The organism is Streptomyces sp. NP160 (genome assembly GCF_006335115.1).
Lineage (GTDB): Bacteria > Actinomycetota > Actinomycetes > Actinomycetales > Quadrisphaeraceae > Quadrisphaera.
This window is the reverse complement of record NZ_VDMJ01000003.1, coordinates 80,100-105,800: the sequence shown is the minus strand read 5'-3', so window position 1 is coordinate 105,800 and position 25,701 is coordinate 80,100. Positions and strand designations below refer to the sequence as shown.

Below are 25,701 nucleotides of genomic sequence, written 5' to 3'. Positions count from 1 at the left end.
GGGCCGGCGCCTCAGAGGGTCGCGAGGCGCACCGCGGCGTCGAGCACCGCGAAGGCCCCGGCGCCCGCGGCCAGCGCCGCCGCGGCCGTCATCCACCCCGCTGCGCGCTCACCGCGGCGCAGCACCCCCAGCAGGACGACGACGGCGAGCGCGGCGAACGCCCAGCCGCCTGCCGCCTGCCACGGGAACAGCAGCACCGTGCGGCCCCCGTCCGCCAGGGGCACCGCGGCGAGCAGGCCGGTGGCCGCACCGCGCACGGCGCCGCGCTCGGTGGCGCGCACCAGCGCCACGGCGCCCACGAGGGCACCGCTGACCAGGCCGGCGGCTGCCCACAGCACCACGGAGGACCACGCGTGCGGCGTGCCGCTGACCAGCGCCGCCCAGCCGTAGTAGCCCGCCACCAGGCCCTGCGTCGTGGCGAGGCCGGCCGCGAGCGCCAGCGGGAGGCCCGTGCCGGTGCCCCGGCGCGGGACGGCGGCGAGCACGGCGGTGGTCAGCGCCGCCGGCAGCAGCACCCAGGCCGTCACCGAGTTCGCGAGCGGGCCCCACGCCGTGGGCAGCGCCCCCTGCGCCGCCTCGGTGGCGGCGCCCAGCATCACGGCGGCGGCGGTCGCGGCGGTGGTCGCGGCCACCGCGTGGGCCGTGACGGCGGAGGCGGGGCGGCGCTCCGGGCGGCCGGGACGGCTCAGACGGCCTGCGCGGGCAGCGCGGGCAGCGCGCCGGAGGGGGGCGGCGGGGGCTGCGGCGCTCATGCGCCGAGCCTCCTGCGCGGCGGTGGCCGCCGTCGTCAGCCCGCGGCCGCGGCGCCGGGGTGCGCGGGTCAGCCCGGGGGATGACCTGAGAGCGTGGGGCCGTGGCCCCGCAGAGCTCCGGCACCCCCGGTCCCGTGCCGCCGCTGGAGGAGCTGCTGGCCGGGGCCGCGGTGGTCTCGCTGCCGCTGCGGGTGCGCTTCCGCGGCATCGACGTGCGCGAGGCGGTGCTGCTGCGCGGCCGGGCCGGGTGGGGGGAGTTCGCGCCCTTCGCCGAGTACGACGACGAGACCGCCGCCGCCTGGCTCGCCGCCGGCGTCGAGGCCGCGTGGACCGGGTGGCCGGCGCCGCTGCGCGAGCGGGTCGGCGTCAACGCCACCGTGCCCGCGGTGCCCGCCGAGCGGGTGCCGGAGGTCCTGGCCCGGTTCCCCGGCTGCACCACCGCCAAGGTGAAGGTCGCCGAGCGCGGGCAGGGGCTCGCCGACGACCTCGCCCGTGTGGCGGCGGTCCGCGAGGTGCTGGCCGGGCGCGCAGACGGCGGCGGCCGGGTGCGGGTGGACGCCAACGGCGGCTGGACGGTCGACGAGGCCGCGCGGGCGCTCACCGCGCTGGTCTCGGCCCCGGGGCAGGGGCCGCTGCAGTACGCCGAGCAGCCCTGCGCGGGTGTGGACGAGCTCGTGGCCCTGCGCGAGCGGCTGGCGCGCGACGGCGTCGTCGTCCCGGTGGCCGCCGACGAGAGCATCCGCCGCGCCGCGGACCCCCTGGCGGTCGTGCGGGCCGGCGCGGCCGACGTCGCCGTCCTCAAGGTGCCGCCGATGGGTGGTGTGCGGGCCGTGCTGGCGCTGGCGGAGCAGCTGCGGGCCGCAGGGCTGGCCCGGCACGGGCGGGCCGTGCCGGTGGTGCTGTCGAGCGCGCTGGACACGGCGGTCGGGCTGTCCGCCGGGCTCGCCGCCGCGGCCGCGCTGCCGCTGGCGCCGGGGGAGGAGCAGCTGGCCAGCGGGCTGGGCACGGGGTCGCTGTTCGCCGCGGACGTCGCTGCGCCGCGGGCGCTCGCGGACGGCGCCCTGGCGGTGGGGGCCGTCGCACCGGACCCGGCGCTCCTGGAGCGGCACGCCGCGCCTCCCGCGCGGCGCGCGTGGTGGCTGGAGCGGCTGCGGCGCTGCCACGCGCTGCTGTGACCAGCCGCCCTGGCGATGATGGGCCGGTGCCGTCCCCCTCCGCGCCGTCCGACGAGCAGCCCTCGACGCAGCCCTCCACGCTGCTCGCGCGCGTCGTCGTCCTCGCCCTCGCGCAGGCGGGGGTGCGCGAGGTGGTGCTGTGCCCCGGGTCGCGGTCGGCGCCGCTGGCGTACGCCCTGCACGACGCCGACGCGGCGGGCCTGCTGCGGCTCCACGTGCGCCACGACGAGCGCGCCGCCGCGTTCACCGCGCTCGGGGTGGGCCGTGCCACCGGCCTGCCCGCTGCGGTGGTGACGACCTCGGGGACCGCGGTCGCGAACCTCCACCCGGCCGTCCTGGAGGCGGCCGAGTCCGCGGTGCCGCTGCTGGTGCTCTCCGCCGACCGCCCCCACGGGGTGCGCGGGACGTGGGCCAACCAGACCACCGCGCTGCAGGCGGGGCTCTTCGGCGCTGCGGCGCGCCTGGCGCTGGACCTGCCGGTGCCGGGCCCGCGCGAGCCGCTCGCGCGGGCGCGGGCCACCTGGGCGGCGGGCGTCGCCGACCTGGTGGCCGCCGCCCGCGGCGAGCGCGGTGGGCGCCCGGGCCCGGTGCACGGCGACCTGGCCTTCGCCGACCCGCTCGTGCCCGACGTCCCCTGGACCCCTCCCGCCCTTCCAGCACTTCCCGCGGGGAGTGCGCCAGCGGCTCCCTCCTCCGCACTTCCCGCGGGGAGTGCGGACGAGGAGCTCGCCGGGGGGCCCGAGCGCACGGTGGTGGTCGCCGGGGACGGCCCGCCCGCGCTCGGCGCCCTCGCCCGCGCGCTCGCGGAGCGCTGCGCCTGGCCGCTGCTCGCCGAGCCGAGCTCCGGGGCCCGCAGCGGGCCCGGCGCCGTGGCCGCCTACCGCCTCCTGCTCGACCTGCCGGACCTCGGGGGCGCGGTCGAGCGCGTCGTGGCCGTGGGCAGACCGACGCTGAGCCGCCCGGTGAGCGCGCTGCTCGCCCGCGCGGACGTCGAGCTGGTCCAGCTGGTGGCCCACCCCGACGACCCCGGCCCGGGCTCCGGCCGCCGGCACCGCCGCGTGCTGGTGCCGCCGGACCAGCGCGACGAGCACGGCGACGACGGCGGTGGCGCCGCGCCCACGGCGTGGCTCCGGCGCTGGCAGCGCGCAGGCCTGGCGGCGCAGGCGGTCCTGGACGCGGTGCTCGACGACGAGGCCCGCGCCGGCCGCCTCACCGGTCCGCTCCTCGCCCGCGAGGTCGCCGCCGCGGCCCGGCCGGGGGAGCTGCTGGTCACCGCCGCCTCCAACGCCGTCCGCGACCTCGACCTCGCCGCCGCCCCCTGGACCGTCCCGGCCTCAGCGCCCCTCGTGCTCGCCGGGCGCGGCCTGTCAGGCATCGACGGCACCCTGTCCACCGCCGTGGGAGCAGCGCTGGGCGCCGGTGCGCCCACCACGGCGCTGGTCGGTGACCTCGCGGCCCTCCACGACGCGAACGGCCTGCTCCTGCCGCCGGGCGAGCCCGCGCCGGACCTGCGCGTCGTCGTCCTCGACGACGACGGCGGCGGCATCTTCACCGGGCTCGAGCACGGCGACCCGGCCCACCCGGACCGGTCGCGGGTGTTCGAGCGGCTCTTCGGCACGCCCCACGGACGGGACCTCGTCGCGCTGGTCGGGGCGCTCGGCGTCCCCGCGCGCCGCGTGACCGACCTCGCCGGCCTGCGCGCGGCGCTCGCGGCCCCGGTGCGGGGGTGCGAGGTGCTCGTCGTCCCCGCCGACAGGTCCGGTCTGCGGGACCTGCACGCCAGGATCCGCGGCCGCGTCCGCAGCGCCACCAGCGGCGGCTGACCAGCCGGGGGCGGCTGCCCAGCCGGGAGGGGGCAGCGCCTCAGGCCCCGCCGAGCGCGTCGCGCACGGGGACGAGCTTCGCGTCCGACTCCGCCAGCTCGGCCATCGGGTCCGAGCCGGCCACCACCCCGCAGCCGGCGAACAGGCGCACCCGGCGCGCGTCGTCGGGGTCGATGCGCGCGCAGCGCAGCGCCAGCCCGACCTCGCCGTCGCCGCCGGCGTCGACCCATCCGACGGGGCCGGCGTAGCGGTCGCGGTCCATGCCCTCCAGCTCGGCGATGAGCGCTGCCGCCGCGGGCGTCGGCGTGCCGCAGACCGCGGCCGTCGGGTGCAGCGCGGCGGCCAGCTCCAGCACGCCGGGCGCACCCCCGGGGCGGGCGTCGTCCAGGACGCCGGTGACGTCGGAGGCCAGGTGCATGACGTTGGGCAGGTGCAGCACGAAGGGGGCGTCGGGCGCCGTGGTCGTCCGGCAGTGGGGCGCCAGGGCCGAGACCACCGACCGCACCGCGTACTCGTGCTCCTCGAGGTCCTTGCCCGAGCGGGCCAGGGAGCCCGCCAGCGCGGCGTCGCGCTGCTCGTCACCGGTGCGGCGGATGGTGCCGGCCAGCACGCGCGAGTGCACCAGGCCCCGCTCGCGGCGGACCAGCAGCTCCGGGGTGGCGCCGACCAGGCCGTCCACGGAGAACGACCAGCAGGACGGGTAGGCCTCGGCGAGGCGCGCCAGCAGCCAGCGGGCGTCGACGGGGTGCTCGGCCTCGGCGACGAGGTCGCGGGCGAGCACCACCTTCTCCAGCTCGCCGGCCTGGATGCGCGCCACCGCGCGCGCCACCGCGGTCGCCCAGCGCGGCCCGCACAGCGCGCCGTCGGCGTACCGCACACCACCGGGGCCGTGGACCGGCTCCACGGGGTCCCCCGCGGCGACCGCGGACGCCGCCGAGGCGCTCGCGGAGCCGACCGGGGAGTCCACCGGCTCGGCGGTGGTCACCCAGACCACGTCGCCCCGGCGCCCGACGAGCACCTCGGGGACCACGAGGACGCCGCCACCGGCCGAGGAGGCGTCGAAGGACAGCGACGTGAAGGCCACGGGGCCCGTGCCGGGCAGGCGCACGTCGTCCACCACCGGGGCGCCCAGCACGAGGTCCCGCCACGCGGCCGCGGCGGTGGCGAAGCGGTGCTCGCCGCCGGCCTGGACGCGCGCGGCCTCGCCCCAGCCGACCAGGCCCTCCCCGCGGCGCACCCAGGCCAGCGGGCTCGCGGACGGCGAGCGGCGGGCGAGCAGCTCGAGCAGGGGGCCGGGGTCGGCCACCCGCGTGGTGCGCCAGCGGAGCCTGCTGCCGGACGACAGCCCGGGCCCCGGCTCGCCCGGCTCGAGCGAGCGGGGCTGGGGCGGACGGCCGGAGCGGCCGACGGTCGTGGTCATCGCTGACAAGGCTAGGCGCCTCCCACGGGTGCGCAGCCCGCACTAGCCTCCGCTGGCGATGACGTCCACCACATCAGCCCAGCCCCCCACCTCGACCAGCACGCCGACCAGCACGGCGACGAGCACGGCGACGAGCGCCGCCGGCTCCCCGCCCGCCGCCGGCCTGCGCGCGGACGTGCTCGTGGTCGGCGGTGGCATCGCCGGTGCCTCGCTGGCCGCCGAGCTGGCAGAGCAGTCGGGGGGCTCCGCCTCGGTGGTGCTCGTCGAGGCGCAGGGGGCGCTGGCCACGCAGACCTCCGCCCGCTCCGCCCGGCAGATGCAGCCCAGCTACGGCCCCCCGCCGGTGCAGGCGCTGACCGCCGCGAGCCTGCCGCTGGTGGCCCTGGCGGAGGAGGCGACCGGCCGGCGGGTGCTGCGGGAGCGGCCGCTGCTGTGGGTCGACGCCGTCGGGGGCGCCACGGGCCGGGAGGCGTTCGCGGCCCTGCTGGCCCAGGTGCCCTCGCTGCGCACGAGCGGGGCGTCCGAGGCCCTGCAGAGGTTCCCGCTGCTGCGCCCGGAGGCCGTGCACGCCGTGGCCGTCGACGACGACGCGCGCGAGGTCGCCGTCCCCGTGCTCGTGGAGCACCACGTCGAGCGCGCGCGGCGCGGCGGCGTGCGGGTGCTGGTGGGTGCGCCGGTGACCTCGGCGGTGCGCCGGGCCGGGGGGTGGGACGTCACGGCGGGGGAGCACCGCATCAGCGCCGGGACCCTCGTGGACGCCGCGGGCCCGTGGGCCGACGTCGTCGCCGGGGTGGCCGGGGTGCGGCGGCGCGGGCTGGTGCCCAAGCGCCGCACCGTGGTGGTGGCGGACGACGAGCGCGCCGTCGGCGAGCACTGGCCGATGGTGGCCGACGTCGCCGAGACCCTCTACGCGCGCCCGGGGCGCGACGTCGACGGCGACCTGCTCGCCTCGCCCGCCGAGGCGGTGCCCAGCGAGCCGTGCGACGCGCAGCCGGTCCCCGCCGACGTCGACGCCCTGCTCGCCGGGCTGGACGCCGTCCTCGACCTCGGGGCCGTCCGGGTGCGGCGCTCCTGGACCGGGCTGCGCACCGGGCCGGCCGACGGGCTGCCGGTGGTCGGCTGGGACGACGGCCAGCAGGGCTTCTTCTGGCTGGCCGGGCAGGGCGGCTTCGGCATCCAGACCTCCTCGGCGCTGGCGCGCGCCGCCGCGGCCGCGGTGCTCGGGCAGTCGCACGGCCTCGGCGCCGCCGTCGACGACGCCGTGGCGGCGTTCTCCCCGTCGCGGCCCTCGCTGGCCGGCTGAGGCCGCTCAGCCGGCCAGCGAGCCCTGCACGGCGTCGGCGCCGCTGGTCCCGGCCGGCAGCACGACGAACTGGCGCAGCACCAGGTCACCGCCGGTGACGGGCCCGCGGGGGCCGGGCACGGAGTCGACGCTGATGCCCGTCTCGGGCACGCCGAGCAGCTTGTAGCCGTCGAGCAGGCGCGTGGTGGTGTTCCAGAAGCCTCCCGTGCCGCCCCAGGCGCCGAGGAACTCCGCGGCGGTGCCGGCGTCCTCGGTGACCACGGTGGCGGCGATGCCGCTGGTCTCGGCCGCCGCGAGCGCCGTCGCCTCGACGGCCCCGGCCACGGGGGCCACCGTCACGCGGGCCTCGCGGCCGGAGTCGAGCGCCCACTCGTGGCCGAGCTCGTGCGCGTGCGGCGGCAGGAGCGCCTCCACGCCCGCCTCGCCGAGCACCTCGACGGCCACCTGGCTCAGCTCCTCCCAGCGCGCGCTGTGCACGAGCAGCAGGTTGAGCCGGTTGCAGACGCCGAGCCTGTCGACGCCGGAGCGCAGCAGCGCGCGGAACCTGTCGAGGTCGGCGGCGACGTCGGCGTACATGACGCCACCGCCGTCGGCGTGGGCGAGCACCCGGGTGCCCGCCGCCGCGCCGAGGCGCGACAGGTGCCGGGTGGTCTCCCCGGAGCCGCGCACGATGACGAGGGGCACGAGGTCCGGCTGGGCGACGAGCGCCTCGGCGGCGTCGTGACCGGGCCGGCGGACCAGCTCGACGGCGCCGTCGGGCAGCCCTGCGGCGGCCAGGGCGGGGGCCAGCACCTCGTCGACCAGCACGGCGGAGGTCCGCAGGGCCGCGGAGCCCGTGCGCAGGACGGCGGCGCTGCGGGCTCGCAGCACCTGGCCGGCCACGTCGAGGGTGACGGCGGGGCGCGCCTCGTAGGTGGCGCCGATGACGCCGACGGGCACCCGCCGCTCCCAGACGGCGCCCTCGCCGCCGGGCAGGTCGCGCACGAAGGACATCCGGGGCTGGGCGGGCAGCGCGGCGATCTCGCGCAGCTGCTGCGCCGCGGACTCCAGGCGCGCCGGGTCGAGGCGGAGCCTGTCGAGCAGGCCCGCGCTCATGCCCCCGGCCTGCGCGGCGGCGACGTCGTCGGCGTTGGCGGCGAGCACGGCCGGCGCGGCGCCGGCCACCCGCCGGGCGGCGGCGGACAGCGCCTCGCTCACCTGCGCGTCCGGCGCGGTGCGCAGCGCCGCCGACGCGGCCGCCGCGCGCTGCGCAGCGGCCCTGACAGCGCCGGCGGCGTCGGAGGGGGTGGCGCCGGGGGCGTCGGTGCTGGCGTCGACGGACGTGCTGCTCACGGCCGCAGATCCTACGGCGCCGCCTGCCTCCACCCCTCCCCGTGATCATGGACCTCCGGAGCGCTCTCCCGCCGTGGTCACGGGGGTGGTGGTGCGGGTCACGCGGCAGGCGGGGGATCACGGCGAGAGGTCGGACCGCAGGTGGGGGACCATGGGCGGGTGACGCGCGCCGACCTCGCCAAGGCCCCCCACGAGGTGGCCGCCATGTTCGACGGCGTCGCCAGCCGCTACGACCTCACCAACACGGTCCTGAGCCTGCGCCAGGACAGGTCCTGGCGCCGCGCCGTCGTGAAGGCGCTCGACCTGCGCCCCGGCGAGAAGGTGCTCGACCTCGCCGCCGGCACCGGCACCTCCACCGAGCCCTTCGCCGCCCTCGGCGCGAAGCCGGTGGCCTGCGACTTCTCCCGCGGCATGCTCGCCGTCGGCGCCCGCCGCCGCCCCGACCTGTCCTTCGTGGCCGGGGACGCCACCCGGCTGCCCTTCGCGGACGGCGCCTTCGACGCGGTGACCATCAGCTTCGGGCTGCGCAACGTCGTCGAGCCGCAGGCCGCGCTCGCGGAGATGCTGCGCGTCACCCGTCCGGGCGGCCGCCTGGTGGTCTGCGAGTTCTCCCACCCCACGTGGGCGCCCTTCCGCACCGTCTACACCGAGTACCTCATGCGCGCGCTGCCGGCCATCGCCCGCCGGACGGCCAGCAACCCCGACGCGTACGTCTACCTGGCCGAGTCGATCCGCGCCTGGCCGGACCAGGCGGGCCTGTCCCGCTGGGTGGCCGGCGCCGGGTGGACCGGTGTGGCCTGGAAGGACCTCACCGGCGGGATCGTCGCGCTGCACCGCGCCACCCGCCCGTGACCACCACCAGCACGACGACGACGAGCGCGACCGGCGCCGCGGCCGCCGAGGGCACCAGCGCCGACGTCGTCGTCGTCGGTGCCGGCCCGGCGGGGGCCTCCGCGGCGGCGCACCTCGCGGCGGCCGGGCTCGACGTCGTCGTCCTGGAGAAGGCCGCGTTCCCGCGCGACAAGGTCTGCGGCGACGGCCTCACCCCGCGCGCCGTGCGCGAGCTGGCCCACCTCGGCATCGGCGAGGGCGAGCAGGGCGGCTGGGCGCGCACCCGCGGCCTGCGGCTCGTCGGCGGCGGGCGCAGCTACGACATCCCGTGGCCCGAGCTGGCCTCCTTCCCCGACCACGGGCTCGTGCGCACCCGGAACGACTTCGACGAGGTGCTCGCCCGCCACGCCCAGCGGCGCGGTGCGCGCCTGCTGGAGCGGACCGCCGCCACCGCCCCCGTGCTCGACGAGCGCACCGGCCTGGTCACCGGGGTGCGGGCGAAGCCCGTCGACGAGCGGGGACGCGCCAGCGGCCCCGAGGTGCTGCACCGCGCCCGCGTCGTGCTCGCCGCGGACGGCGTCTCCAGCCGCACCGCGGTGGCCCTCGGGCTGGAGCGCCGCCCCGACAGGCCCCTGGGCGTCGCGGCGCGCGCCTACTACCGCACCCCGCGCAGCCGCGAGCCGTGGATGGAGAGCTGGCTGGAGCTGTGGTCCGGCGAGCCGCGCCGCTCCCCGCTGCTGCCCGGCTACGGCTGGATCTTCGGGCTCGGTGACGGGCGAGCCAACGTGGGCCTCGGCGTCATCGACGCCTCCCAGCCGGTGGACCTCAAGGCCGTGCTGAAGCAGTGGCTGGCCACCACGCCGGCGGACTGGACCCTCGACGAGGACCACCTCGAGGGGCCCGTGCGCAGCGCCGCGCTGCCCATGGGCTTCAACCGCACCCCGCACGCGAAGGACGGCGTGCTGCTGCTCGGCGACGCCGGCGGCATGGTCAACCCCTTCAACGGCGAGGGCATCGAGTACGCCCTGCACTCCGGCCGGCTGGCCGCCGAGGTGGTCGCCGACGCCCTCGACGCCGAGCGGGTGCTCGGCGTCCGCGGCAGGGACCGCGCCCTGCAGGCCTACCCGGCGGCGCTGCGCACCGAGCTCGGCGGCTACTTCGCGCTGGGCAGGGCGTTCGCGAAGGTCATCGCGCACCCGCCCGTCCTCTCGGCGGCCGTGAGGCTCGGCCTGCCCCGCCGCTCGGTGATGCACCTCGTGGTCAAGCTGCTCGCCAACCTCGCCGAGCCGACCGGGGGCGATGCGGCCGACCGCGTGGTCACCGCGCTGTCGCGCCTGGCCCCCGCGGGGAGGTGACCTAGGCTGTGACCGTGGTCAGGGGAGCGGTCTTTCCTGCGCCCCCGGAGCCTGTCCTCGCCCGGGCGCGCGGCGCTGCCGCCGTCCCCGACGTCGACGAGGCGCTCACCGCGCACGTGCTCGCCGGCCTCGACGTGGTCGAGGGGCGCCTGCGCGTCGCCGTCCGCCACACCGACCGCCTGGCCGACGCCACGTCCCGCCACCTCGTCGAGGCGGGCGGCAAGCGCGTCCGGCCGATGCTCACGCTGCTCGCCTCCCACCTCGGTGACCCCGACGCCCCGGGCGTCGTGCCGGCCGCCGTCGTCGTCGAGCTGGTGCACCTCGCGAGCCTGTACCACGACGACGTCATGGACGACGCCCCGCTGCGCCGCGGCGCGCCGGCCGCGCAGGCGAAGTGGGGCAACGACGTCGCCATCCTCACCGGGGACCTGCTCTTCGCCCGGGCCTCGCGCCTCGTGGCCGACCTCGGCCCCGACGCGGTCCGGCAGCAGGCGGAGACCTTCGAGCGCCTGTGCCTCGGGCAGATGCACGAGACCGTCGGCCCCCGACCCGACGAGGACCCGGTGGCCCACCACCTGCAGGTGCTGTCCGACAAGACCGGCTCGCTCATCGCCCTCGCAGGTCGCTTCGGCGCGCAGCTGTCGGGCGCGGGCCCGGAGGTCGTCGAGGTGATGCGCCTGTACGGCGAGCGCGTCGGCGTGGCCTTCCAGCTCGCCGACGACGTCCTCGACCTGTCGCGCTCGCTCGAGGACTCCGTCGCCGCCACCGGCAAGGCGGCCGGCACGGACCTGCGCGAGGGCGTGGCCACGCTCCCGGTGCTGCTCGCCCGCCGGGCCTCCGCGGCCGGCAGCTCCGAGGCCGCCGCGCTGGTGGAGCTGCTCGACGCGGACCTGACCACCGACGAGGCGCTCGCCCGCGCCGTCGACGCGCTCGCGGCGTCCCCGTACGCGGCCGCCGCCCAGGAGACGGCGCGCGACTGGTCGGCCTCGGCGGTGGAGGCCCTCGAGGTGCTCCCCGAGGGGCCGGTGCGCGAGGCGCTCACGTCCTTCGCGCGCAGCACCACCGAGCGCGACCGCTGACCCCCGCGGGCGTCGCCCGCTCCGTCTGACGCAGGGCGCAGGGGGTAGGGGCGGCTCGTGGCAGCACCCCCGCCCCCTCCCACGTACGTCGACGCGAACCGCACCTGGGTCGACTCCCGTGTGCGCCACCTCGTCGGCCTCCACCTGGAGGGCCCGGCGCTGGCGCGGCTGGGCGCCCGGGGCGCGGTGTGCGTGGAGGTGGGCACCGGGCGGCGCGGCCTCGGCACGCGGGTGGCCGTGGAGAGGTTCGGCGCGCGGCGGGTGACCGCAGTCGACGTGCACCCCGCCTCCGTCGACGCGGCCCGTCGCCGCACGCGCGACCTGGCCTCCCTCCCGGGCGTGCAGGTGGACGTCGGCGTGGCCGACGCCGCGGCGCTGCCCCTGCCCGACGGCAGCGCCGACCTGCTGGTCTCCTTCCACCTCCTCCACCACGCCGACGACTGGCGCGCCGTGCTCGCCGAGGCCGCCCGCGTGGTGCGGCCCGGCGGCCGCCTGGCCCTGACCGAGATGACGTCGCGGTTCGTCGACGCGCCGTGGCTGCGGGCGGTCTCCCGCCACCCCGCCGACCGCTTCAGCTCCGAGGAGCTCCTCGCTGCGGTGCGCGCGGCGGGGTTCGAGACCGCGCCGGAGCGCACCCGGCGGTGGTTCGGCGACCGGGTGGTGCAGGCCGTCGCGGTCCGCGCCGGCGCCTGATGGCCGCTGACGGGCCGGTGCTGGGTGCCGCGCTCGCGCTCCTGGGGCGCCGGGCGGGGGCCGCGTACGCCGCGGCGGCGGTGGCGACGGCCGTCAACACCGTCCCGGACGTGCTGCGGCAGGTCGCCGTGTGGGACAGCCCCAGCCGGGCCGCCGCCCTCGCCGTCGACGTCCTCGGCTTCCTCACCGGGCTCGTGGCGCAGCTGTGGCTGGTCGGAGCGCTGTCGGCCCTCCCCGACGGCGATCCGTGGCGCGCAGCGGGTGCGCTGCGCCGCGGGGTGCGGCTGTCCGTCACCGCGGTGCGCCGCGGTCCCGGGGCGGTGCTCGCCGGAGTGCTCACCGGCGGTGCGGTCTCGGCGCTCGTGACGCTGCCCGCGTCGGTGGCGGCGCTCGGGTGGCGCTCGGTGCTGGGCCCGCTGGGCGACCCGCCGGTGGGCGCCTTCACGGTCGCAGCCGTGAGCGACGTCGTCGCGAGCGCGCTGACGCTGCCGTACCTGGCCCTCGTCGTCGTCCTCGTGGCCCGTGACGGCGCAGCGCGGCGTGCGTAGTGACCTCCGCTCGGGGAACGGGAGCGCCATGAGCGAGGAGCACGACGCCCGGGTCTGGTGGGACCAGCGCCGCACGATCGGTGCGCTGTCGGTGTGGCTGGGCACCGTGGCGCTGTTCGCACCGCGGGCCGTGACGCGGCTGCTGGGCGTGCGCCCCGACGCCACCCGCCGCGACGCGGCGCTGCCGCTGCTCGTGCGGCTGGTCGCCGCCCGCAACATCGCGATGGGTGCGGCGCTGCTGGTCAGCCCGCCGCCGCAGGCCCGCCGCACGAGCGAGGTGACCCTGCTGCTGACCGGTCTCGACGCGGCGGCCGTGCTGACCGCACGGCGCACGGGTGACGTGGCGGGCCGCAGCGCGGCGCTGTCGCTCCTGGTGCTGGCGCTGACGTGCGTCGGCGTCGTCCAGTGGCACCGGGAGCGCTGACCGCAGCCCTGGCAGCACCCGGCCGCCGTGCCCGGCTCCTGCGACCGGGCTGGCTGCCGGTCGGGCCCGCCTGCCAGGGTGGGCGGGTGAGCTCCCCGTCGTCGCAGCAGGCGCCCTGGTTCGCCTCGACCGTCGTCTACCAGGTGTACCCGCGCAGCTTCGCCGACTCCGACGGAGACGGCGTCGGCGACCTGCCCGGCATCACGAGCAGGCTCGACCACCTCGCCGACCTCGGCGTCGGCGTCGTGTGGCTGAGCCCGGTGTACGCCTCCCCGCAGGACGACAACGGCTACGACATCAGCGACTACCGGGCTGTCGACCCCTCCTTCGGCACGCTCGCCGACATGGACGCGCTCATCGCCGCCGCGCACGAGCGCGGCATCAAGGTGGTCATGGACCTCGTGGTCAACCACACCAGCGACGAGCACGCCTGGTTCGTCGAGTCCGCCTCGTCGAAGGACTCCCCGAAGCGCGACTGGTACGTCTGGCGCCCGCCGCGCGAGGGCTTCGCCGCCGGCGACCCCGGCGCGGAGCCGACCAACTGGCGCTCGGCGTTCTCCGGCTCCACCTGGCAGCTCGACGAGACGACCGGCGAGTACTACCTGCACCTGTTCAGCCGCAAGCAGCCCGACCTCAACTGGGAGAACCCCGAGGTCCGGGCCGCGGTGGCCGACATGATGCGCTGGTGGCTGGACCGCGGGGTCGACGGCTTCCGCATGGACGTCATCAACTTCATCTCCAAGCGCTACGCCGCTGACGGCTCGCTGCCCGACGGCGCGCCCTGGCCGGACGGCGGGCTGTGGGGCGACGGCGGCCCGTACTTCATGACCGGTCCGCGCCTGCACGAGTACCTCGCCGAGCTGCGGCGCGAGGTGTTCGGCGGGCGCGACGGCGACTTCCTCACCGTGGGGGAGATGCCGGGCATCACCGTGGACGACGCCGTCGCGCTGACGGACGCGAGCACCGGCGTGGTCGACATGGTCTTCCAGTTCGAGCACGTCAACCTCGACCACGGCACGGGCGGCAAGTGGGACCCGCAGCCCTTCTCCCTGCTCGACCTCAAGGCCAGCTTCGGGCGCTGGCAGGCGGGCATGGCCGAGCGCGGCTGGAACAGCCTCTACTGGGACAACCACGACCAGCCGCGCATCGTCTCGCGCTGGGGCGACGACGGCCGCTGGTGGCGCGAGAGCGCCACGGCGCTCGCCACCCTGCTCCACCTCCACCGGGGGACGCCGTACGTCTACCAGGGCGAGGAGATCGGCATGACCAACCTGCCGTTCGCGTCCGTGGAGGACTACTCCGACATCGAGGCCGTCAACCACCTGCGCGAGGCCGTCGAGGGCGGTGCCGACGAGGCCGAGGTGTCCCGGATGGTCGCGTCCATGGCGAAGCTCAACCGCGACAACGCCCGCTCCGGCATGCAGTGGGACGCCTCACCCCACGGCGGCTTCACCACGGGCACCCCGTGGTTCCGCGTCAACGACAACGCCTCCTGGCTCAACGTCGAGGCGCAGCGGGACGACCCGGCCTCCGTGCTGTCGCACCACCGCGCGCTCATCGCGCTGCGGAAGGCGGAGCCCTGCGTGGCCACCGGCGACTTCACGATGCTCGCCGCCACGCACCCGCACGTGTACGCCTACAGGCGCGCCACGGCGACCACGGAGCTGCTGGTGGTGGTCGCCGTCAGCGGTGAGGAGCAGCCGCTCGACGCGGTTGCGGCGGAGCTGGGGGAGGAGGCCGCCGCGTGGGACGCCGCCGAGCTCGTCCTCGGCAACTGGCACGACGACGACCAGGGGGCCGCGCGGTCAGGTCTGGCGGCGCTGCGCCCGTGGGAGGCGCGGGTCCTGCGCCGCCGCCTCCCGGCCTGAGGTCAGGAGCCGGAGCGGCGGCGGGCGCGCACCAGCAGCACGCCCATCGCCGCGCCAGCCGCCCCGGCGGCGATGGTCCACGCCCAGGTGGCACCCGAGATCTCCGACCCGCCGTCGTCCTCGGCAGCGGCCGGGGTGGTGCTCGGGGTGGCGGTCGCCTCGCTCGAGGAGGCCTCCGGAGAGGGGGACGCCGACGTCGACGCGCTCGGGCTCGTGCCGGCCGGGCTCGCGCCGACCCCGCTCTCGGCGGTGAACGCCACCCTGCCCTGGATGGGGTGGCCGTCGCTGGAGGTCACGCGCCAGTCGACCGTGTAGGTGCCGGCGGGGCGGTCGGGAGCGAGTCCCTGCACGACGTCGTTCCCCACGACGGTGGGGGAGCCCTGCGCCACTGCGCTCCCGTCGGGAGCCGTCACCACCACCTGCACCCCGAGCTCCAGCGGGGCCTCGCTGAAGCCGAGCGACACGGCCTCGGGGGCGTTCGTCACCGTGGTGCCGTCGCCGGGGGTGCTGGTGGACAGCGAGTCGTGCGCCAGTGCGGCCGGCGCGGCGGCGAGCGAGGCGGCGGCGAGGGCGGCGGCCGCGCCGAGCGCGGCGAGGGCCCGGGCCGGGGAGGGGAGGGGCACGGTGCTCCAGACGGTGCGGCGGGTGTCGCTCCCAGGCTAAGCGCCCATGATCACGGCGGGGGTGCGGGCTACTTGCCGGTGCGGCGGACCTGCACCGTGCTCGGGCGCGGGGTGCGCTGCGAGCCGGCGCCGTAGGGGAACCTCGACGCGGGCCTGTCGACCACGGCGCCGTCGACCTCGCCGGGGTGCTGCACGTTGACGAACACCGAGCCGTCAGCGGCGTCGATCCACGGGCCGCAGGTCTCGGCACCCGTGGGCACCGCGAGGAACTGCGACACGCGCCCGCGCTCGGGGCCCGTGAGCGGCACGAAGTGCAGGGCGTCGTTGCGCTTGATCGAGCTCGGGGCGCCGTCGGTGGAGACCCACAGGCCGGGCTGGTCCTTGTCGAACGCCACGTTGTCCGGGCAGGAGATCGGCGAGACCTTGTCGGCCGGGAAGCCGGAGAAGTACGTGGTCGGGTCCGCCGGGTCGCCGCAGACCAGCAGGAGCGACCAGTCGAAGCGGGTGCCGGTCGCGTCGTCCCCGGACTCGCGCAGCTCGATGACGTGGCCGTACTTGTTGGCGGTGCGCGGGTTGGCCGGCCCGGCGGCCTTGCGCGAGGAGTTGTTCGTGCACGCGACGTACACGTAGCCGGTGCGCGGGTCGGGCTCGACGTCCTCGGGGCGGTCCATCGGGGTGGCGCCGACCTTCGCCGCGGCGGCGCGCGTGAAGACGAGCACCTCCTCCAGGCTCATGCCGGGGACGGCGGACTGCCCGTCCTTGGTCAGCGGGATCCACTCGCCGGTGCCGTCGCGGTCGGTGGTGACGTCGCCCTCGGCGGAGAACTTCGCCACGTAGAGGTCACCGGCGTCGAGGACCTCGCTGCGGCCGCCCTTGCCACCCCCGCCGACGCGGTCGCGGCTGACGAACTTGTACAGGTGCTGGTTGGCGGTGTCGTCGCCCATGTACGCGACGACGTTGCCCTTCCTCGCCACGATGGTGGTGGCGCCCTCGTGCTTGAAGCGGCCCATGGCGGTGTGCTTGACGGGCGTCGAGCGCGGGTCGCGGGGGTCCACCTCGACGATCCAGCCGAACCTGTTGATCTCGTTCGGCGTCTTCGCCACGTCGAAGCGGTCGTCGACCTTGTACCAGTAGCGGCCGTTGCCGACCTTGCCGTCCTTGTCGACCAGGCCGTAGGTGTCGCGGTTGCGGGGGTCGCCGGCGGCGTCACCGCGGAAGTACTGGTCGAAGTTCTCCTCGCCGGACAGGACCGTGCCCCACGGGGTGGTGCCTCCGGCGCAGTTGTTCAGCGTGCCGACGACCCTGCGGCCCGACGGGTCCTTCGCGGTCTTCAGGAGGTCGCTGCCGGCCACCGGGCCGCGCAGCTCGAACTCGGTGGACAGGCCGGTGAAGCGGCGGCCGAGCTTCGAGGGCTCCACCTCCCAGAAGCCGTCCTTCCCGCGGCGCAGCTGCACCACCGACAGGCCGTGCGCGGCGATCGAGGTGCGCAGCTGCGCAGGCGTGAGCGCCTCCTCGCTGGTGAAGCCCGGGTACATGAGGTTCTCGTTCGTGTACTCGTGGTTGGACACGAGCAGCGCCTTCCCGCGGCCCTGCGGGAGGATCGCGAGGTAGTCGCAGTTGTAGCCGAACTGCTTCTCCTGCGCCTCGGGGCTCTGGCGGTCGAGGTCGAAGGCGGGGGCTCCCTGCACGACCGGGTCGCCCCAGCTGATGAGCGGCTTCCAGGTGTACCCCTGCGGCACGGTCAGCTCGTCGACGGTGCTGGCGACCGAGGCGATCGGGGTGAACGCCAGGCCCTTCGGCCCGACGGTGCCGGGTGCGCCCGCGGCGGGGCCGCCGCCGGCGCCCTTCCCCGGCGCGGCGGCCGCGGGCTGGGCGGTCACGGCGCTGCTGCCGGCCGCCACGGCGACCACGCCGAGGCCGAGCAGCAGGTTCCGGCGGGAGAGCGAGGCCTCGGCGACCGCCGCGAACGACGGCGAGGTCGAGGTGCTGCCCTCGGCCTTGAGGCAGGCGTCACCGCACTTGAAGTGGCAGGTGGCCGCGGAGCGGTTGCCCCGGGTGTGGCCCGCCATGGGGAGCGGGGTGCGGGAAGGGGACAGCGACATCACAGGCTCCTCGACGTCTCGTGTGCTTCGAGGAGGACGCTGTGCGGCCCACGAGGAGCCGCAGTGTCAGGAGGGTGGCGCCGAGGTGAACTGTCAGGAGAGGGCGGATTTACTCACTCGTGCCTTCCCTAACCCTCCTCGTGTCCTCCGCGCGCCCGCGCCGAGGAGGTCCGCGGTCAGCAGCACCAGCGCCACCCACACCAGGGCGAAGCCCGCCCACCGCGACGCCGGCATGGCCTCGTGGAACACCGCCACGCCGAGGACCAGCTGCATCACGGGCGTGACGTACTGGAGCAGGCCCGTGGTGGTGAGCGGGACCCGGGCGGCGCCGGCGGCGAACAGGAGCAGCGGCACCGCGGTCACCACCCCCGTGGAGGCGAGCAGCAGCGCGTGCCAGGGCGGGTCCACCGCGAAGGTGCCCGTGCCGCGGGCCTCCAGCACGGCGAGCGCCACCAGCGCCAGGGGAGCGAGCAGCAGCGTCTCGGCGGACAGGCTCGTCAGCGCCGACAGGCCCTTCCCGCCAGGGCCGGTGCTGCCCACCCGGTTCTTCACGAGCCCGTACGTGCCGAAGCTCAGCGCCAGCACCAGGGAGATCCACGGGGGCCGCCCGTAGTCGACGGTGATGACGACGACGGCCAGCACGCCCACGCCCACGGCCGCCCACTGCAGCGGGCGCAGCCGCTCCCGCAGCAGCAGCACCGCGAGCGCCACGGTGACGACCGGGTTGATGAAGTAGCCCAGCGACGCCTCGACCACGTGCGCGGTCTGGGTCGCGTAGATGTAGACGCCCCAGTTGACGGCGATCACCACCGCCGCGAGGGCCAGCATGCCGACGGTCCGGCCGGACCGCGCCAGCGCCAGCAGCGGTTGCCAGCGCCGCAGCACCGAGAGCAGCAGCACGCACAGGACCGCCGTCCACAGCACCCGGTGGACGAGCACCTCGACCGAGCCGGCGGGCGCGAGCAGGGGGAAGTACAGCGGGAACAGGCCCCACAGCAGGTAGGCGGACAGCCCCAGCAGGGTGCCGCGCCCCTGGGAGGACGCGGCTTCCTGCGGGGCCCCCTGGTGCGCGAGCGGTCCCGGCCGGCTCACTCCACCGACCAGGTGTCGCTGCCGAGCAGCAGCGCCTCCAGGTCGGCGTCGGAGGCGCGCCACTCGGGCGTGCCGCCGCTGGCCTCACGGGCGGCGTCGAGCTGCGCGCGCACCTCGTCGTCGTAGGTGGGGCGGCTGTGGGCGCGGAAGACGCCCACCGGGACGTGCGCCATGGTCGGCTCGTCCAGGCGGGAGAGCGCGAACGCCAGCGACGGGTCGGCGGTCTCGGCGTCGTGGACCACCACCTCGCGCCCCGAGGCGCGGGCCTCGTCCAGGCCGACCACCTCCACCCCGAAGCCCGACGCCGACCGCACGACGGCCTTCTGCGAGCCCTCCGCGCCGAAGACGACCTCCTGGCCGTGCTCGAGCCGCACCAGGCGCCCGACGGACTCGTCGCGGTCCTTGAGGACGTCGAAGGCGCCGTCGTTGAAGATCGGGCAGTTCTGGTAGATCTCCACCAGCGAGGTTCCGCGGTGCTCGGCGGCCGCGCGCAGCACCGACGTGAGGTGCTTGCGGTCGGAGTCGAGGGTGCGCGCCACGAAGCTCGCCTCGGCCCCCAGCGCCAGCGACACCGGGTTGAAGGGCGCGTCCAGCGAGCCCGACGGGGTCGACTTGGTGACCTTGCCGACCTCGGACGTGGGGGAGTACTGGCCCTTGGTGAGGCCGTAGATCCGGTTGTTGAACAGCAGGATCGTCATGTTGACGTTGCGGCGCATCGCGTGGATGAGGTGGTTGCCGCCGATGCTCAGCGCGTCGCCGTCGCCGGTGACCACGAACACCGACAGGTCCGGGCGGGTGGCCACGAGGCCCGTGGCGATGGCGGGGGCGCGCCCGTGGATGGAGTGCATCCCGTAGGTGTCGAGGTAGTACGGGAACCGGGAGGAGCACCCGATGCCCGAGATGAAGACGACGTTCTCCTTGCGCAGCCCCAGCTCGGGCAGGAAGCCCTGGACGGCGGCCAGCACGGCGTAGTCGCCGCAGCCGGGGCACCAGCGCACCTCGGAGCTGGAGGTGAAGTCCTTCTTGCCCAGGCGCACGCCCTCCGGGAGCGAAGGAACGCCGGCTGTGCCTGAGCTGCCCGACCGCAGGGTCGGCAGGCCGAGGGGGATGGACAGGGGGGTGGTCATCGAGCGTCCCTCCGGGGGGTCTCGCGCACGCGGCCGGCCACGACGTCCTCGATGGCCTCCACGATCTCGGTGGACGTGAACGGGAGCCCACGCACCTGGTTGCAGCTGATGACGTCGACGAGGTAGCGGCCCCGCAGCAGCAGCGCCAGCTGCCCGAGGTTCATCTCGGGCACCAGCACGTGCTCGTGCGCCAGCAGCACCTCGCCGAGGTTGGCGGGCAGGGGGTTGAGGTGGCGCAGGTGCGCCTGGGCCACCCGCAGGCCGCGGCGGCGGGCCTCGCGGACGGCGGCGGTGATGGGGCCGCGGGTGGAGCCCCAGCCGAGCACGAGGAGGTCCCCGTCGTGGTGCTCTCCACCGCCCGGGCCGCCGTGGTCCACGACCACGTCGGGCACCTCGACCCCCTTCACCTTCGCCCGGCGCAGCCTGACCATGCGGTCGTGGTTGGCCGGGTCGTAGGAGATCTCGCCGGTGACGTCGGCCTTCTCCAGGCCGCCCACGCGGTGCTCGAGCCCCGCGGTCCCCGGCACGGCCCACGGGCGGGCCAGGGTGTCGGGGTCACGCAGGAACGGCCGGAACTGCGGCGTCACGCCGTCGGCGGCGGTGGAGTTGGGGTCGGTGGAGAAGTCCGGGTCCACGGCGTGCACGTCGTGCGCCGTCGGCACCTTCCACGGCTCGGAGCCGTTGGCGAGGTAGCCGTCCGAGAGCAGCAGCACCGGTGTGCGGTAGCGCACGGCGATCCGCACCGCGTCCACCGCCGCGTCGAAGCAGTCCGCCGGGGTCGACGGCGCCACCACCGGCACCGGCGACTCGCCGTTGCGGCCGTACATGGCCTGCAGCAGGTCGGACTGCTCGGTCTTGGTGGGCAGGCCGGTGGACGGACCGCCGCGCTGGACGTCGACGATGACGAGCGGCAGCTCCAGGGCCACCGCCAGGCCGATCGTCTCGCTCTTGAGCGCCAGGCCGGGCCCGCTCGTCGTCGTGACCCCGAGGGCCCCGCCGAAGGAGGCGCCGAGGGCCATGCCCACGGCGGCGATCTCGTCCTCCGCCTGCAGCGTGGTCACGCCGAGCCGCTTGAGGCCGGAGAGCACGTGGAGGATGTCGGAGGCCGGGGTGATCGGGTAGGAGCCGAGCGCCAGCGGCAGGCCCGCGCGGTGCGCGGCGGCCACCAGGCCGTACGCCAGCGCGGTGTTGCCGGTGACGTTGCGGTAGGTGCCCCTCTCGGCCGGTGCCGGCGGCACCGTGAACCGCACCGGGAACGCCTCGGTGGTCTCCCCGAAGGCCCAGCCGGCGCGGAAGGCGCGCAGGTTCGCCTCCAGCACCGCTGCCCGCTTGGCGAACTTGGTGGTGAGGAACCGCTCGGTCTGCTCCGTGGGGCGCTCGTACAGCCAGCTCAGCAGCCCCAGGGCGAACATGTTCTTGCTGCGCTCGGCGTCCTTGCGCGACAGGCCGAGGTCCTTGAGGGCCTCCACCGTCATGGACTGCATGGGCAGCGCGTGCACGCGGTAGCCCTCGAGGCTGCCGTCGTCCAGCGGCGAGGTGCCGTACCCCACCTTGGCGAGGTTGCGCGCGGTGAAGTCGTCGGTGTCGACGATGAGCGTGCCGCCGGGCTTGACGTCGTGGACGTTGGCGCGCAGCGCCGCGGGGTTCATGGCCACCAGCACGTCGGGCGCGTCACCGGGCGTGGTGACGTCGTGGTCGGCGAAGTGCAGCTGGAAGCTGGAGACGCCCGGCAGCGTGCCGGCGGGGGCGCGGATCTCCGCGGGGAAGTTCGGCAGCGTGGCCAGGTCGTTCCCGAGGGACGCGGTCTCCGCGGTGAACCGGTCGCCGGTGAGCTGCATGCCGTCGCCGGAGTCCCCGGCGAAGCGGATGACGACGCGGTCGAGCACCTCCACGCGCTTGTCGGGCGAGGAGGGCTGCGGAGTCGACGGGGCTGGCGTCTCCCGTGCGGTGTCGGATCCGGTGCTCACGTGCATCGATGCTACGGCCGCGCACCGCGTGCGGCCCTGTGCTGGGAACCTCCTGTGAGACGTCCCACGAGCGGCCCAGCGCGGGAACGCGGCGCAGGGGCGGGGCGTTGCAGGTCAAGAGAGAGTCAAGAACCAGGTTCGGGAGAGGACCCCATGGCCCACGGGCACTTCAACGGCGTCAAGACCGCGGTGCTGTTCGGCCTGCTCGGCGGCGTCGTGCTGCTGGCCAGCTTCCTGCTGTTCGGCGGCAACGCCCAGGCCCTGACGATCGGGCTGGTCATCGCGCTCGTCGTCAACGGCATCGCCTACTGGACGTCGGGTTCCGTCGCGGTGCGCGCCATGCGCGCCCGGCCCGTCACCGAGGCGGAGCAGCCGGCGATGCACCGCATCGTCCGCGAGCTCTCCGAGCGCGCGGGCCAGCCGATGCCGCAGCTCTACGTCTCCCCGACCTCGGCCCCCAACGCCTTCGCGACCGGCCGCAACCCCAGGAACGCCAAGGTCTGCGCCACCCAGGGCATCCTCGACATCCTCGACGAGCGCGAGCTGCGCGGGGTGCTCGGGCACGAGCTCATGCACGTCTACAACCGCGACATCCTCACCAGCTCCATCGCCGCGGCGATGGCCTCGGTCATCACCTACCTCGCCTACATGGCGATGTTCTTCGGCGGCAGCCGCGACGAGCGCTCCAACCCGCTGGCCGCCATGCTCATCCTCTTCCTCGGCCCCCTCGCCGGGGGCGTGGTGCAGATGGCCATCAGCCGCACCCGCGAGTACGACGCCGACGAGGACGGCGCGCAGCTCACCGGCGACCCGCTGGCGCTCGCGTCCGCGCTGCGCAAGCTCGAGAGGGGCACGCAGGTCCGCCCCCTCGCGCCGGAGCGCCAGGTGCAGAACAGCGCGCACCTGTTCATCGCCAACCCGTTCCGCGCCCAGGACGTCTCCAAGCTGTTCAGCACCCACCCGCCGATGGCCGAGCGGATCGCCCGCCTCGAGGAGATGGCGTACGGCTACCGCGCCCGCTGACCGCGCCTCCTGAGCGGCCGCCGGACCTCCCGGCGGCCGCTCGGGCGCGCGACGCGCCGGGGGGCTGCCGCGCTGCCGAAACCGGCCCCCCGCCACCCCCTCCTGTGCGACTCTCGACCGGTGATCGAGGCCCTCGCGCTGAGCAAGCGCCACGGCAGCCGCCTCGCCGTCGACGACCTCTCCTTCACCGTTCCCGACGGAGCCGTCACCGGCCTCCTGGGACCGGCCGGCGCGGGCAAGACGACCGTCCTGCGCCTCGCCGTCGGGCTGGACCGCGGCAGCGGGCTGGTGCTCTTCGACGGCGTCCCCTTCGCCGCCCTGCCCCGCCCGGCGCAGGCCGTGGGCGCGGCGCTGGACCCGCGAGCACTGCACCCCGGGCGCACCGCCCTGGGCCACCTGCGGGTGCTCGCGGCGGGCGCCGGGGTGCCCCGCCGCCGGGTGGGGGAGGTCCTCGAGCGGGTCGGTCTCGTCGGTGCCGAGCGCGCGCGTCCCGGCGCCTTCCGCCGCGGTGCCGCCCAGCGCCTGGCCGTGGCCGGAGCGCTCCTGGGCCGACCTCGCGCGCTGCTCCTGGACGACCCCTTCGCGGGTCTCGACGACGATGACCGCGCGTGGCTGCACGGGCTCCTGCGCCGCCACGCCGAGGCCGGCGGCAGCGCGCTCGTGGCGGCCTCGCGGGCCGCTGACGTCGTCGCGTGCGCGGACGGTCTCGTGGTGCTGCGCCGCGGGCGGCTCGGCGCCCGCGGACCGGCGGCCGAGCTGCTCGCCGGTGCGGGCGGCGCCGTGCTCGTCCGCGCCAGCGACCCGGGCCTGCTCGCCGGCGCCGTGCTCCGCTGGGGCGGCGCCGTCACCCCCGAGCCCGACGGCGCGCTGCTGGTGACGGGGCTCGACATGGCGGCCGTGGGCGAGGTGGCGCGCGCCGAGGGGGTCGCCGTCCACGAGCTGCACCAGCGCGCGGCGGACCTGGACGCCGCGCTGCAGTCCCTGCAGCTGCCGGAGACGGCGCTGCTGCCCGGGCCCCGCGCCCACGGCGCCGCCGCCGGCGGCACCGCCGCCCCGGCGGTGACGGCGTGAGCCCGTCCGCCGCGCTCGCCGCGGCCTGGCGCCTGGAGGTGGTCCGGCTGCTGACCGTCCGCTCCACCGCCGTGCTGCTCGTCCTCGCGGCCGCTGCCGGCGCTGCGGGCGCCGCAGCCCTGTGCGCCCTGGGTGAGCGGACCGACCTGGGCCGCGGTGGCCTGCTGGACGCCCTCACCGGTGGCAGCGCCTCGGGCCTGTCGGTGGTGGGGGCGCTCGCCGCCCTGGCGGGCGCCCTCGTCGTGGCGGGCGACGCGCGCCACGGGGCCGAGCGCACGGCCCTCGTGGTGGTGCCGCGGCGGGGAGCGCTCCTCACCGCGCGGGCGGCCCTGGTGGCCGCGTGGGCCGCCGTGCTGGCGCTCGCCGCGGTCCTGGCCGCCGCGGCGGTCGTGCTGCTCTGGCCCGGTCAGCAGCTCGTGGCCCAGGCCCCGCGGCCGCTCGTCGTGGTGCTGCCGCTGCTCGGCCACGCCGCCGTCGTGGTGCTGCAGGGCCTGGCGGGCCTGGCCCTGGCCTCGCTGCTGCGCAGCGCGGTGGCCGCGGTGGCCGCGGTGGTCGCCTGGCCCCTGGTCGCCGAACCGGTGCTGGGCCTGGTGCTGCCGCGCTCCGCGTGGGGGGACGCCGCCGAGCAGCTGCTCCCGGCGGCGGCCGCAGCCCGCCTGGTGGCGCTGCCGCCCGTGGCGGCCGGGCCCACCTGGGCCGTCGGCACGGCGGCGGCCGGGGTGGCCCTCACCGCCGCCGTCGGCGTCCTGGTCGTGGCCGTGGCCGCGCGGGCCCACCGCCGCGACGCCTGACCCCCGCCCCGCCCCGCGCCCGCCGGCGCGGGGCGGGGCGGGGCGGTGCGTCAGCGGTAGTTGACGAACTGGAGCGCGACGTCGAGGTCGGCGCCCTTGAGCAGCGCGATGACCGCCTGGAGGTCGTCGCGGCTCTTGGCCGACACGCGCAGCTCGTCGCCCGTCACCTGGGTCTTGACCCCCTTGGGGCCCTCGTCGCGGACGATCTTGCCGATCTTCTTGGCGTCCTCCTGGCTCAGCCCCTCCTTGAGGGAGGCGTCGAGCCGGTACTCCTTGCCCGACAGGCGGGGCTCGCCCGCGTCGAGCGCCTTCAGGGACACCCCGCGCTTGATGAGCTTGGTCTGCAGCACGTCGAGGACGGCCTTGACGCGCTCCTCGCTGTTGGCGCTCATGGCGATCGCCTCGGTCCCGCTCCACTCCACGGAGGCGCCGGTGCCCTTGAAGTCGTACCGCTGGGCGATCTCCTTGGCGGCCTGGTTCAGCGCGTTGTCGACCTCCTGGCGGTCGAGCTTGCTGACGACGTCGAACGACGACTCGCTGGCCACGGGGGTGCCTCCTGCGTGCTGGGGGTGCTGGGGGGTGCTGCTGGGCGGGGCTCCTCGCGCTCCGGGGGCGCGCCCCGGGGGGACTGCGCCGCACCCGGCGAGAGGGCTTGCTATCGTAGGCAGCCGCGGCAGGTTGCCCGAGCGGCCAATGGGAGCTGACTGTAAATCAGCCGGCAATGCCTTCGCAGGTTCGAATCCTGCACCTGCCACGCGAGTCCGCGGGTCTGCGCGGCCCTCCTCCGGAGGCCGTGTAGGCTCGCGGTCGCCGGCCCCGATAGCTCAGTCGGCAGAGCGTCTCCATGGTAAGGAGAAGGTCTAGGGTTCGATTCCCTATCGGGGCTCCACGGCTGGTCAGCGGCGCGAGCGGCGGGCCAGCCCCCCTGGCGGGGTAGCTCAGTCGGCGAGAGCGCACGACTCATAATCGTGAGGTCGAGGGTTCGAGTCCCTCTCCCGCTACGCGCTGCACGTCGTCCCCCGGGCGCCGGCTGGTCACGACCGGTCCGGGCGCCGCGTAGACTGCTGCGCCGAACCCGTGCCGCCGCACCCCGTGCGGACGGCTGTCGCAGATGTGAGAGGACGGCCTGCCGTGGCCAGCAAGTCGACCGACGTCCGGCCGAAGATCACGCTCGCGTGCACCGAGTGCAAGGAGCGGAACTACATCACCAAGAAGAACCGTCGCAACGACCCGGACCGCCTGGAGATGAAGAAGTTCTGCCCGCGCGACGGCCGCCACACCACCCACCGCGAGACCCGCTGA

General features: G+C 76.5%; 23 protein-coding genes and 3 tRNA genes. 17 read left to right on the top strand and 9 right to left on the bottom strand.

Annotation, left to right across the window (positions count from 1 at the left end; genetic code table 11):
• Positions 1–11 precede the first annotated feature (11 nt).
• Positions 12–752 carry a DUF6518 family protein gene (locus FHN55_RS01670; protein WP_139710132.1) on the bottom strand — a complete coding sequence of 247 codons (741 nt, stop codon included), beginning with the start codon at positions 750–752 and terminating at the stop codon, positions 12–14.
• Between the two features lie 101 nt (positions 753–853).
• Here FHN55_RS01670 and FHN55_RS01665 point away from each other — a divergent pair, with 101 nt between their 5' ends.
• Positions 854–1,927: an o-succinylbenzoate synthase gene (locus FHN55_RS01665; RefSeq protein ID WP_218974245.1), complete on the top strand. Its 1,074-nt coding sequence runs from the start codon at positions 854–856 to the stop codon at positions 1,925–1,927.
• 26 nt (positions 1,928–1,953) lie between these two features.
• Positions 1,954–3,750, top strand: coding sequence for a 2-succinyl-5-enolpyruvyl-6-hydroxy-3-cyclohexene-1-carboxylic-acid synthase (gene menD, locus FHN55_RS01660; RefSeq protein ID WP_139710130.1), 1,797 nt, complete (start codon positions 1,954–1,956; stop codon positions 3,748–3,750).
• A 40-nt stretch (positions 3,751–3,790) separates the two neighbouring features.
• Here menD and FHN55_RS01655 read toward each other — a convergent pair whose 3' ends face one another.
• Complete coding sequence (locus FHN55_RS01655; RefSeq protein WP_139710128.1) at positions 3,791–5,170, bottom strand: isochorismate synthase MenF; 1,380 nt, start codon at positions 5,168–5,170, stop codon at positions 3,791–3,793.
• A gap of 58 nt (positions 5,171–5,228) precedes the next feature.
• Between FHN55_RS01655 and FHN55_RS01650 the strand changes: the two genes are divergently transcribed.
• The gene (locus tag FHN55_RS01650) at positions 5,229–6,473 is read left to right on the top strand and encodes an FAD-binding oxidoreductase (protein WP_139710126.1); all 1,245 of its coding nucleotides are present in this window, start codon (positions 5,229–5,231) and stop codon (positions 6,471–6,473) included.
• Positions 6,474–6,479: 6 nt separating this feature from the next.
• Here the strand turns inward: FHN55_RS01650 and FHN55_RS01645 are convergent, their stop codons facing one another.
• A complete protein-coding gene (locus FHN55_RS01645; protein WP_139710124.1) occupies positions 6,480–7,805 on the bottom strand; it encodes an aldehyde dehydrogenase family protein in 1,326 nt (441 codons plus the stop codon).
• 159 nt (positions 7,806–7,964) lie between these two features.
• On the opposite strand from FHN55_RS01645, the gene FHN55_RS01640 reads away from it, so the two are divergent.
• The 7 genes from FHN55_RS01640 to FHN55_RS01610 all read left to right on the top strand — a co-directional run bounded on the left by FHN55_RS01640 (position 7,965) and on the right by FHN55_RS01610 (position 14,603).
• Positions 7,965–8,657, top strand: coding sequence for a demethylmenaquinone methyltransferase (locus FHN55_RS01640; RefSeq protein WP_139710122.1), 693 nt, complete (start codon positions 7,965–7,967; stop codon positions 8,655–8,657).
• Positions 8,654–9,991: a geranylgeranyl reductase family protein gene (locus tag FHN55_RS01635; protein WP_139710120.1), complete on the top strand. Its 1,338-nt coding sequence runs from the start codon at positions 8,654–8,656 to the stop codon at positions 9,989–9,991. The genes FHN55_RS01640 and FHN55_RS01635 overlap by 4 nt, the downstream gene beginning before the upstream one ends.
• Before the next feature lie 116 nt (positions 9,992–10,107).
• The gene (locus FHN55_RS01630) at positions 10,108–11,070 is read left to right on the top strand and encodes a polyprenyl synthetase family protein (RefSeq protein ID WP_218974263.1); all 963 of its coding nucleotides are present in this window, start codon (positions 10,108–10,110) and stop codon (positions 11,068–11,070) included.
• Positions 11,071–11,127: 57 nt separating this feature from the next.
• Entirely contained in the window at positions 11,128–11,763 is a 636-nt protein-coding gene (locus FHN55_RS01625; RefSeq protein ID WP_139710116.1) for a class I SAM-dependent methyltransferase, read from the top strand.
• Positions 11,763–12,311 (top strand): hypothetical protein, encoded by a 549-nt coding sequence (locus tag FHN55_RS01620; protein WP_139710114.1) that lies wholly within the window; start codon positions 11,763–11,765, stop codon positions 12,309–12,311. Before FHN55_RS01625 ends, FHN55_RS01620 begins: the two co-directional genes overlap by 1 nt.
• A 28-nt stretch (positions 12,312–12,339) precedes the next feature.
• A complete protein-coding gene (locus FHN55_RS01615) occupies positions 12,340–12,735 on the top strand; it encodes a DUF4267 domain-containing protein (RefSeq protein WP_139710112.1) in 396 nt (131 codons plus the stop codon).
• 86 nt (positions 12,736–12,821) lie between these two features.
• Positions 12,822–14,603: an alpha-glucosidase gene (locus tag FHN55_RS01610; RefSeq protein ID WP_139710110.1), complete on the top strand. Its 1,782-nt coding sequence runs from the start codon at positions 12,822–12,824 to the stop codon at positions 14,601–14,603.
• A gap of 2 nt (positions 14,604–14,605) precedes the next feature.
• Here the strand turns inward: FHN55_RS01610 and FHN55_RS01605 are convergent, their stop codons facing one another.
• From FHN55_RS01605 to FHN55_RS01585, 5 genes are all read right to left on the bottom strand, one after another.
• A complete protein-coding gene (locus FHN55_RS01605) occupies positions 14,606–15,226 on the bottom strand; it encodes a copper resistance CopC family protein (RefSeq protein ID WP_139710108.1) in 621 nt (206 codons plus the stop codon).
• Between the two features lie 68 nt (positions 15,227–15,294).
• A complete protein-coding gene (locus tag FHN55_RS01600; protein ID WP_139710106.1) occupies positions 15,295–17,328 on the bottom strand; it encodes a PhoX family phosphatase in 2,034 nt (677 codons plus the stop codon).
• 93 nt (positions 17,329–17,421) lie between these two features.
• Positions 17,422–18,420 carry an EamA family transporter RarD gene (gene rarD, locus FHN55_RS01595; protein ID WP_139710104.1) on the bottom strand — a complete coding sequence of 333 codons (999 nt, stop codon included), beginning with the start codon at positions 18,418–18,420 and terminating at the stop codon, positions 17,422–17,424.
• The gene (locus FHN55_RS01590; RefSeq protein ID WP_139710103.1) at positions 18,417–19,547 is read right to left on the bottom strand and encodes a 2-oxoacid:ferredoxin oxidoreductase subunit beta; all 1,131 of its coding nucleotides are present in this window, start codon (positions 19,545–19,547) and stop codon (positions 18,417–18,419) included. Before FHN55_RS01590 ends, rarD begins: the two co-directional genes overlap by 4 nt.
• Complete coding sequence (locus FHN55_RS01585) at positions 19,544–21,520, bottom strand: 2-oxoacid:acceptor oxidoreductase subunit alpha (protein WP_139710101.1); 1,977 nt, start codon at positions 21,518–21,520, stop codon at positions 19,544–19,546. Before FHN55_RS01585 ends, FHN55_RS01590 begins: the two co-directional genes overlap by 4 nt.
• A gap of 147 nt (positions 21,521–21,667) precedes the next feature.
• Here FHN55_RS01585 and htpX point away from each other — a divergent pair, with 147 nt between their 5' ends.
• The 3 genes from htpX to FHN55_RS01570 all read left to right on the top strand — a co-directional run bounded on the left by htpX (position 21,668) and on the right by FHN55_RS01570 (position 24,399).
• Positions 21,668–22,537, top strand: coding sequence for a zinc metalloprotease HtpX (gene htpX, locus FHN55_RS01580; protein ID WP_139710099.1), 870 nt, complete (start codon positions 21,668–21,670; stop codon positions 22,535–22,537).
• A 120-nt stretch (positions 22,538–22,657) separates the two neighbouring features.
• The gene (locus FHN55_RS01575) at positions 22,658–23,608 is read left to right on the top strand and encodes an ATP-binding cassette domain-containing protein (RefSeq protein WP_218974244.1); all 951 of its coding nucleotides are present in this window, start codon (positions 22,658–22,660) and stop codon (positions 23,606–23,608) included.
• Positions 23,605–24,399 carry a hypothetical protein gene (locus tag FHN55_RS01570; protein WP_139710094.1) on the top strand — a complete coding sequence of 265 codons (795 nt, stop codon included), beginning with the start codon at positions 23,605–23,607 and terminating at the stop codon, positions 24,397–24,399. Before FHN55_RS01575 ends, FHN55_RS01570 begins: the two co-directional genes overlap by 4 nt.
• Before the next feature lie 50 nt (positions 24,400–24,449).
• Here FHN55_RS01570 and FHN55_RS01565 read toward each other — a convergent pair whose 3' ends face one another.
• Positions 24,450–24,944, bottom strand: coding sequence for a YajQ family cyclic di-GMP-binding protein (locus tag FHN55_RS01565; RefSeq protein ID WP_180357566.1), 495 nt, complete (start codon positions 24,942–24,944; stop codon positions 24,450–24,452).
• Between the two features lie 127 nt (positions 24,945–25,071).
• Here FHN55_RS01565 and FHN55_RS01560 point away from each other — a divergent pair.
• From FHN55_RS01560 to rpmG, 4 genes are all read left to right on the top strand, one after another.
• Positions 25,072–25,153, top strand: a tRNA-Tyr gene (locus FHN55_RS01560).
• A gap of 59 nt (positions 25,154–25,212) precedes the next feature.
• Positions 25,213–25,288 (top strand) — tRNA-Thr (locus tag FHN55_RS01555).
• Between the two features lie 38 nt (positions 25,289–25,326).
• A tRNA-Met gene (locus FHN55_RS01550) sits at positions 25,327–25,400 on the top strand.
• Between the two features lie 130 nt (positions 25,401–25,530).
• On the top strand, positions 25,531–25,701 hold the full coding sequence (gene rpmG, locus FHN55_RS01545; protein ID WP_109773109.1) for a 50S ribosomal protein L33: 171 nt from the start codon (positions 25,531–25,533) through the stop codon (positions 25,699–25,701).